Source organism: Cylindrospermopsis sp. CR12, from assembly GCF_001432185.1.
Taxonomy (GTDB): domain Bacteria; phylum Cyanobacteriota; class Cyanobacteriia; order Cyanobacteriales; family Nostocaceae; genus Raphidiopsis; species Raphidiopsis raciborskii.
In genome coordinates this window covers 24067-32895 of sequence record NZ_LMVE01000009.1, presented here as the reverse complement: position 1 = coordinate 32895, position 8829 = coordinate 24067, and the positions used below count along the sequence as shown (strand labels likewise).

At 39.1% G+C, this 8829-nt stretch carries 5 protein-coding genes; 4 read left to right on the top strand and 1 reads right to left on the bottom strand.

Annotated elements, in window-relative coordinates; all coding sequences use genetic code 11:
• The 3 genes from ASL19_RS00935 to ASL19_RS00925 form a co-directional block, all read left to right on the top strand.
• On the top strand, positions 1-841 hold an 841-nt coding region (locus ASL19_RS00935), incomplete at its 5' end, for a sterol desaturase family protein (RefSeq protein ID WP_057176925.1).
• 61 nt (positions 842-902) lie between these two features.
• Positions 903-6362, top strand: coding sequence for a non-ribosomal peptide synthetase (locus ASL19_RS00930; RefSeq protein WP_072149053.1), 5460 nt, complete (start codon positions 903-905; stop codon positions 6360-6362).
• Positions 6363-6567: 205 nt separating this feature from the next.
• Positions 6568-7431, top strand: a complete 864-nt coding sequence (locus tag ASL19_RS00925; RefSeq protein WP_152980382.1) for a hypothetical protein — start codon at positions 6568-6570, stop codon at positions 7429-7431.
• Positions 7432-7627: 196 nt separating this feature from the next.
• Here ASL19_RS00925 and ASL19_RS00920 read toward each other — a convergent pair whose 3' ends face one another.
• Positions 7628-8254 carry a 7-carboxy-7-deazaguanine synthase QueE gene (locus ASL19_RS00920; protein ID WP_057176923.1) on the bottom strand — a complete coding sequence of 209 codons (627 nt, stop codon included), beginning with the start codon at positions 8252-8254 and terminating at the stop codon, positions 7628-7630.
• Positions 8255-8478: 224 nt separating this feature from the next.
• Between ASL19_RS00920 and ASL19_RS00915 the strand changes: the two genes are divergently transcribed.
• Positions 8479-8631 carry a hypothetical protein gene (locus ASL19_RS00915; protein ID WP_057176922.1) on the top strand — a complete coding sequence of 51 codons (153 nt, stop codon included), beginning with the start codon at positions 8479-8481 and terminating at the stop codon, positions 8629-8631.
• Positions 8632-8829 lie beyond the last annotated feature (198 nt).

Here is an 8829-nt window from a genome sequence, read left to right as displayed (position 1 = left end):
GGAATCATTGCTCAGTTCCTTTTTGCAATACATATTACCCAAAGAAGTCTACACACATCCCTCATCAGTTACTCAGTACAAATACTTTTTTGCCATTGCCTTATTTGAAATAGTTTTTGTAGAGCCAATAGCAATATATTTAGATAACATTGCGGATATAACTAACAAAGCTCTGACAGAAATAACCAATATTACAGCACCCTGGGCTATTTCTAACGCCCATATCTGGCATAACTTAATATTTACTTTGTTCATAGGATTATTGGCTGACTTCGCTAATTTTTTCTACCATTATCTCTCTCACAAAAACCAGACTTTATGGCAATTTCATAAGGTGCATCACTCTGCTGAAGTGATCACACCTTTGACTGTATATCGAACCCACCCAGTTGAGTTGCTTGTGGGAATAATAATCATTACTACAGCCACGGGTTTAGGAACTGGTATCTGGAGCTATTTGTTTGGTACAGAAATAAAACGTCTATTAGTTTGTGGAGTTAGTCTCGATCTCTTTATCTTTTATTTAGCTGGATATAACTTGCGTCATTCTCATATCTGGTTAGCTTACCCCAAATGGGTTAGCCACATTTTTATCAGTCCAGCACAACACCAAATTCATCATAGTGTGGATCCAAAGCATTATGATAAAAACTTTGGTTATATTTTTGGAATTTGGGACTGGATTTTTGGCTCTTTATATATCCCAACTAGTTATGAAAAACTGAATTTTGGTTTGGCTAATGGAGAATCCAATTTATTTAATAGTGTCTCCAATATATTTTTACAACCATTTAAATCAATTTTGCAGCAAATCAAGCAAATCAATCAAACCACAGTCTGAATTCCAGTGATCAATTGTAGTCCCGTCTATATTACATATAAGTTAATACTAATCTGATAGTATGATATATTCTCAAAACAAGTCTGTTCACGAGCTGTTTATGCAGCAAGTAGAAAAATCGCCTGATGCAGTGGCAATAATCTTTGAAAATCAGCAGTTGACCTATGGAGAATTAAACTGTAAAGCCAATCAACTAGCGCATTATTTGCAATCGATTGGTGTAGGACCAGAGGTGTTTGTAGGTCTTTGTGTAACTCGTTCCATAGAAATAGTTATTGGAATTATGGGTATCCTCAAAGCGGGTGGTGCTTATGTTCCTTTGGACCCTGCTTATCCCCAGGAAAGGCTAGCATTTATGCTAGAGGATGCCAAGCCAAAGGTAGTTTTAACTGAAAATCAGTGTTTAGAGGCGCTGCCTATTATCAACGCCACGGTTTTATGTTTAGATGCGGACTGGCAAAAAATTGAGCAACAAAGTGAAGATAATCCCAGTTGTGATGTTACACCAGATAATTTGGCCTACTTAATATATACTTCTGGCTCTACTGGTAAGCCAAAAGGAGTACAAATGCCCCATAGCAGTATTGTGAATTATCTCCAGGGTATAACTAAAATAATCCCGGTTGATAACCAAGATATTTACCTGCATACAGCATCTTTCTCATTTACTGCTTCAGTCAGACAACTATTCCTACCCTTATCCCAAGGCGCAGCTGTTGTTATTGCTACCCGTGAAAAAACCCGAGATCCCCTTAGGTTATTTGAACTAATTGAAACACAAGAGGTCACTATCTGTGATGGTGTGCCCTCGGTGTGGCGTTATGGACTCATGGCTTTGGAAAGTTTAGACAAAAAATATACAGTAGCTATAGGGGAATCAAAGCTAAAATACCTCATATTTGGCGGGGAGTTACTACCTTATCAACTAATTAAGAAATTACGTAACCTATTTCAAACTCCACCTCAATTTTTTAATATCCTAGGTCAAACGGAAACTATTGGTAATGCTTTTTATCCCATTCCTGAAAACTGCGATATTGAACAAGGATATGTTCCCGTTGGTAATCCCCTCCAAGACATGCAACAGGTTTACGTCCTCAACTCCCAACTGGAACCGGTGAAAAATGGAGAATCTGGAGAACTGCACATAGCTGGTGGTACATTAGCACGTGGTTATTTAAACCGCGTCCAAGCCAATGCTGAAAAATTTATTAATAATCCCTTTAATCCCCAGCAAAAACTTTTCAAAACCGGGGATGTAGCTCGACACTGCCAAGATGGTACTTTAGAAATTCTTGGTCGGATTGACTTTCAGGTAAATATCCGAGGGATGCGCGTAGAACTGGAAGAAATTGAAGCCATATTAAAACTGCATCCCTCAGTTCGAGAAGGTGTAATTAGCCTCCGAGAGGATATACCGGGAGATCAGCGCTTGGTTGCCTATATCGTCCCTAACACTCAAACCTTAGACTTGGCAGAAATTCGGAACTTTATAGAGCATAAACTACCAGATTATATGGTTCCTAATGCCTTTGTGTTGATAGAAAAACTGCCAGTATTACCCAACGGAAAGTTAGACAGGAATAATTTACCCGTACCAAATCTATCTGCTGGAATTAGTAACTTTGTTGCACCCCGTAACCCCCAAGAAGAACTAATAGCTAACATTTGGGGAGAAGTTTTAGGACTGGAGAAAGTAGGCATTTATGACAACTTTTTAGAATTGGGGGGACATTCTCTACTTGCCAGTTTAGTTGTATCAAGATTGCGCGAAGCCCTATCTTTGGAGCTATCCATCAGCATTTTATTTGAAGCGCCAACTATAGCTAGTTTAAGCGAAAAAGTTACAACTTTTCAGGATGATTTTCATCCCACTAATTCCCTCCCAATTTTACAGCCAGTTTCCCGAACTGCAGAATCACCTTTATCTTTGATTCAACAGAGATTTTGGATTCTTGACCAAATGGAAGGAGCAAATGCAGCTTACAATATTACCAGAGCTTTGCACTTATTTGGTTCCCTGAATTTAATGGCACTTCAACAAGCAGTGCAGTCAATTATTCAACGTCACGAAACCCTGCGTACTTCTTTTGGTATATCAGAAGGAAAACCAGTGCAATTTATTGCAGAAACTTTATCATTCACCTTACCATTAGTAGATTTACAAACCCTAGCAGAAGTTGAAAGAGAGGCAGAATTACAACGCTTAATTACCGCTGAATATACAGAAGCTTTTGATTTAAGCCAAGCCCCTCTACTAAGAGTAAAACTGATTCGCCTGGAATCAAATTCCCATATTTTGCTAGTCACCATGCACCACATAATCTCGGATGCTTGGTCAGTAGCAATTTTCTTCAAGGAATTGTCGAGTTTATATGGAAATTCTCCCCTGGCAAACTTGCCAGTTCAGTATGCAGATTATGCTTACTGGCAACGTCAAGGGCTGCAAAATGATGTTATCAATACCCAGATAAGCTATTGGAAACAACAGTTAGCAGACGCTCCATCAATCATAGAATTACCAACAGATTACCCCCGTTCCGCTGTTCAAACATTTCGCGGTAGTATCCACCGGTTTAGATTGGGTAATGACCTGACTAACAAACTGAAAATATTAAGTCAGAAGTCGGGTACTTCTCTATTTATGACGCTGCAAGCAGCTTTTGTCACCTTTCTTTATCGTTACACTGGCCAAGAAGATATTGTTATTGGCTCCCCTATTACTAACCGCAATCGTCAAGCCCTCGAGTCATTAATTGGGTTTTTTGTCAACACTTTAGTTTTACGTACTCGCTTAGAAAACAATCCTACGTTTAAACAACTATTATCCCAGGTGCGACAGGTTGCTCTTGATGCTTATGTTCATCAAGACTTACCTTTTGATACCCTAGTTGAAGCTCTACAACCCAAACGGCACAAAAATCTCAGTCCCCTGTTTCAGGTAATGTTTGTATTGCAAAATTCTCCCTTGGAAAAATTCAACTTACCAGGTCTGAATGTAACCCAAATTGAATTAAATAGACCTACAGCAGGAGCGACTTTTGATTTGACCCTGTCGATGCAAGAAGTAAATTTAGAACTCATAGGAGCCTTTGAATATAACGCCAATTTGTTTGACACCACAACCATCGCCCGCATGGTAGATAATTTTCAAACTTTGGTGGAGTCTATTGTTAGTAATCCTGATGAAAAGGTGGGAGAATTACCATTACTCTCAGCAGCGCAAAAACATCAGCTACTTGTGGAATGGAATAACACACAAACTGATTATCCTCACCAATGTATTCATCAATTATTTGAGCAACAAGTAGAAAGAACACCAGATGCGATCGCTATCCAATGGGAAAATCAACAACTTACCTATCGGGAGTTAAATAATCAAGCCAATCAACTAGCCCACTATTTGCAGTTTCTGGGTGTTAGTGCACAAACTTTGGTGGGAATTTATTTAGAGCGATCGCCTAAAATCATCATCGCCATGCTAGGGATCCTGAAAGCTGGAGGTGCTTATTTACCATTGGATCCTAGCCATCCGAGCGATCGCTTGACATTTATGCTGCAAGATGCAAAAGCCTTTTTACTTTTGACAGAACAGCAGCTAGGGGGAAAACTGACCAATGTTGAGCAGATTTGTTTAGATCGGGACTGGTCCATCATTGCCCAAAGGAACCAACAGAACTTGAACTGGGATACTACCCCGGATAATTTGGCTCATGTTATTTACACATCAGGGTCAACGGGTCAACCTAAAGGTGTGATGGTTACTCATTGCGGGGTAGTGCGGTTAGTAGTCAATACTGACTATGTAAACTTGCAACCGACAGATGTAATTGCACAAGCTTCTAATACTGCCTTTGACGCTGCTACCTTTGAGATTTGGGGAGCATTACTCAATGGTGCAAAACTCGTAATTCTCGATAGAGAAACCATACTATCACCACGAGATTTTGCCAGTAGCTTACAAACCCACGGTATTACCATCTTGTTTATCACGACCGCACTATTTAACCAAATGGTTCAACAAGTACCGATGGCATTTCGACATTTACACTACTTATTATTTGGCGGTGAAGCAGTTCATACTCAATCGGTCAGACAATTGTTAGCAGTAGATGGTCCGCAAAAGTTGTTGCACGCTTACGGGCCCACTGAAAATGCAACCTTTTCTACCTGTTATTATATCCAGCAAATAGAACCAAAAGCAGAAACAGTTCCCATTGGTCGGGCGATCGCCAATACCCAAGTCTACATTCTTGACCGCTATCTGCAACCGGTTCCCATAGGTGTATCTGGAGAACTCTACCTTGGGGGTACAGGTTTAGCAAGAGGTTACTTAAATCGTCCCGAATTGACAGCAGAAAAGTTTATTAACAATCCCTTTGTTCCAGGAGAACGTCTTTATAAAACTGGAGATTTGGCACGCTTTTTACCCGATGGAAACATTGAATTTATAGGACGCATCGACCACCAAGTTAAAATTCGCGGATTCCGCATAGAACTAGGAGAAATTGAGACAGTATTAACCCAACATGCCCAAGTGAAGCAGGTAGTAGTAATTGTCCGCGAAGATAATCCAGGCAATAAGTATCTCACTGCTTATAAAGAACAACTGGGTCGCGCCAGTTCCATGACCCAAATTAGATTAGCTGTTGCAGAAATTCTCTCACCAGTGGTAGCAACTGTACTCTTAGTGAGCGTTGAAATTCCCGGAGTGGTTCTCATTGATTTATGTACTTTGTGTTTTGCCTTGCTTTGCTTATTGGTCGTGAATTTCCCCGAAGTTAAAACCAAAGAAACTGAAACCGAGGAAGCTGGTTTATTCTCTTCATTCTGGCAAGAATTATCCTTTGGATGGCATTATTTTATCGAGAGACCTGGACTAATTGGCCTAGTCTTTCTTGTTGCAATCACCAACTTTCTTATTGGTGGTGCTGAAGCTCTCACCACACCTCTAGTTCTTTCCTTTGCTTCAACAGAAGCACTAGGTACAATCTCTTCCATAGCAAGCTCTGGAATGTTAGTTAGCAGTTTTATCATCAGCATCTGGGGAGGACCAAAACACCAAATCAACCTCATCTTTACCTCGATGTTTTTCTTAGGTATATTCTATATTGTAGCCGGGTTACGTCCTAACCCAATTCTGTTTACCATCTCCGATTTCTTTATATTTCTTATGGTCCCCATTGTTAATGGTGCAATCCAGGTAATTTATCAAAAGAAAGTTGCTCCAGAAGTGCAAGGAAAAGTCTTTGCCTTCCGCATAGCAGTTACTCAAGGTTTTCTACCCCTTTCTTTTCTGCTAGCAGGACCACTAGCTGATCAACTATTTGAACCCTTTATGCAAGCTGACGGACCAGCAGCAAACACCATTGGACAAATAATTGGTATTGGCCATGGTCGCGGTATTGGTTTAATGTTCGTCATCATGGGCCTATTTAGCATCCTTTTTACTTTCATTTGCTACTTTTATCCCCGTCTGCGTCTTGTAGAAGATGAGTTACCAGATACAAGGTTGGGTTGAGTTTAATACGAAACCCAACCTACGTTAATCTTATATTTAATTCCACTGAGCCACTTAATAATTTCTGATACTATATTGACATGGGGTAATTAACCCACATCTAATAAATTATGCGAACAGTCCGGTTATGGTACGTAAAAAATCCAAACCTCAGAAAAAAAAGGACACCCCAAATAGAGACTGGCACCGCCTTTTAGGAATGTTTATGACCGTCCACTTCTATAATAGCCCTTATGAGGTAGAAGTAGAAAAGGATCTAACCATCAGAAAACAACTGCTAGACATTATAATCATTAAGAGATATAAAGACAGCGGATTTAATCTGTATCCAGCAGGTTTAGAAAACATGTCTAAACACAACCTAATCAGCTATAAATCCATTCATGAATCATTCACAGTTTGGTCACTAATGGAATTAATAGGACACTATGTCAATTATCGGAAGCAAACAAGTAAATCCTTGTCGAACCTGCTACCAGAGGAGGATTACAGACTGTACGGATTAACAACCCACGAACCGACCCAATTAATGGGGAGATTAAAATGGAAAACTGTCAGTGAAGGGGTTTATGATATAGAATGTGTTACTATGAACGTGAGACTGATAGTGCTGTCGAAAATACCCAAAAGTGCCAACAATGAGTTGTGGAGACTGTTTAGTGCGAGAGCAGAAGTGGTGGAAGAAGCGATTAGCCATTATCAAGAAAGTTATCGCAAGAGCGAGTATAGCATATTAATGCAACAACTGTATGAGTTTTACATAAAGGAGAAACTGCCAATGACATACACATTAGAGCAATTCAAAAAAGATTTTGTAATAAGTCACTTGAGAGAGATACCGACTGAGGAGGTATTAAAGCAATATTCTCTCGAAGAGATTAAGCAATATTCTCCAAAAGAGATGAAGCAATATTCTCTCGAAGAGATTAAGCAATATTCTCCAAAAGAGCTGTTAAAGCAATATTCTCCTCAGGACCTCGTAGAAGGACTTTCACCAGAGACACTACAGCACTTGGCAGTTATTCTATCTCAATTGGGTGTCAACCAAATAAAAAATCAGGAGCAATGATATTGGGATCTTAAAACTGTAAAACACACAAAAACGGTTCTTGGGAACTCTATTTTCAAATTCCCACCTGATAATTACCACATTTTTTTGAGTCACGCGTTAAGCGATCGCATTTTATTCTAACTCGTAAGTAAGTCTATTGAACCTTTATAACTTTATAAAGTGTTAGGAGAAAAAACCTACTCAAAAAACCTACTCATTGTAAACCTATATATTTGTGTGTTTGTAAAGAAAGTTTATAATCGGGTTTTTGTTGTAATAACTGCAAAATCAGAGCCAGTGATTTTGATGAACTATTCCACTCAGGTTGTAGGTAAACACACAAATCAGGGTGTGCGGATAAATGTTCTTGATAAAAATCAATTTCCTGACCAGTTTCTATAACTATTTTCGCTTCATTAGCTCTACTCCAAAACTGATTCTGTACTGGATATTTAGGGTTAATATGTTCCTTGGGAGATAGGGTGATCCAAGCTGATAAAGGAACTTCTTTCCAAAAAGATCCTGATGTTTCAATATTAACTTGTTTACCAGCATCTAACAAGGCCTCAACTAATTCAGGTAAATGCTTGTGAATGAATGGTTCTCCACCACTAATAACTATTCTCGGAGATTTTAGTTCTGCTAGAAGCTCACCAATGGTACGCTCAAATCGTCGTAAGTTTGCCCCACCATCCGCATAACCAGTGTCACACCAAGGACAGCTCAATGGACAACCAGACAAGCGAATAAAATCTACTAAAGAACCAGTCCAATATCCTTCACCTTGAACTGTACTCTGAAAAGTTTCATGAATGGGTAGCTTGATTTCTAAAATCGACATTTCTCTGGTTTTCTACTCATAAGGTGGATGACTATATTTTCTTACGAGAAAATATTCTCAAGTTTATTTTATACCAATAAAACTTACCTAAAACTACTCCAATTGAACTTTTAAGAAAAGTTGAGTTACTTGTATATATATTACAAAAATGAGTCAGTCCCAAGATTTGGAATTACACTGCAGGTACATCAGATAAATAGCATAATAATAAGGAGTCGAAGTTTATGATGATCTCCAAATCGCTTTCTAGAGTTGTTCAATTTCTCAGTGAAGCTTTTATGCGCATATTCAGCCCCACCGATGATGCTTATCCCATGACTGGTTTTCAACCTTTTACCGGTGTACCCTATAAGAGGGGTAGATTAGCATCCTGGTAAGTGGATATTACTACAGAACCGCGCTACGGTCTATAAACCTAACTGGTTGAATGATCCTAGCGCTTTGACTTCTCTATCAAAAAGAAGCTTTGCCAATTGATGCTTCATAAGAACCACGCTATGGTCTGCAAACCTATCTGGATAAAACATAACATAAAATATAATAGCCCCTCCTCAAAAATGCGATCGCCTGTTATA

Excerpts from the sequence above, each read along its gene's own strand:
- ASL19_RS00925 (WP_152980382.1), top strand. The coding sequence starts at position 6,568 with ATGACCGTCCACTTCTATAATAGCCCTTATGAGGTAGAAGTAGAAAAG.
- ASL19_RS00930 (WP_072149053.1), top strand. The coding sequence starts at position 903 with ATGATATATTCTCAAAACAAGTCTGTTCACGAGCTGTTTATGCAGCAA.
- ASL19_RS00915 (WP_057176922.1), top strand. The coding sequence starts at position 8,479 with ATGATGATCTCCAAATCGCTTTCTAGAGTTGTTCAATTTCTCAGTGAA.
- ASL19_RS00920 (WP_057176923.1), bottom strand. The coding sequence starts at position 8,254 with ATGTCGATTTTAGAAATCAAGCTACCCATTCATGAAACTTTTCAGAGT.